General features: G+C 37.8%; 1 protein-coding gene. It reads left to right on the top strand.

Annotated elements, in window-relative coordinates; all coding sequences use genetic code 11:
- Nucleotides 1-465 (top strand): IS6 family transposase (locus RR45_RS10960; RefSeq protein ID WP_096823198.1); only part of this gene is annotated, 465 nt, incomplete at both ends.

Raw genomic sequence — 465 nt, 5'->3', positions numbered from 1 at the left:
TCGCTGTTGGTTACTACCTGCGTTACAATCTGAGCTATCGTGAAGTTCAAGAACTACTGTATGATCGTGGAATAAATGTTTGTCACACTACGATTTATCGCTGGGTTCAAGATTACAGTAAAGTCCTCTATCATCTTTGGAAGAAGAAAAATAGACAGTCCTTCTATTCGTGGAAAATGGATGAAACCTATATCAAAATTAAAGGACGTTGGCATTATCTCTATCGTGCAATTGATTCTGATGGATTAACTTTAGACATTTGGTTACGAAAGAAACGGGATACTCAGGCGGCTTATGCTTTCTTAAAACGGCTCCATAAACAATTTGGACAACCTAGAGTGATTGTAACCGATAAAGCACCATCGATTAGCTCTGCATTCAGAAAGCTACAGATTAACGGTTTATATACCAAGACAGAACATCGGACAGTTAAGTATCTCAATAATTTAATTGAGCAGGACCATC

The sequence above is a fragment of the Pseudolactococcus chungangensis CAU 28 = DSM 22330 genome, assembly GCF_002441885.1.
Taxonomy (GTDB): domain Bacteria; phylum Bacillota; class Bacilli; order Lactobacillales; family Streptococcaceae; genus Pseudolactococcus; species Pseudolactococcus chungangensis.
The sequence above is the reverse complement of the archived record's forward strand: the minus strand, read 5'-3'. Positions and strand labels throughout refer to the sequence as shown.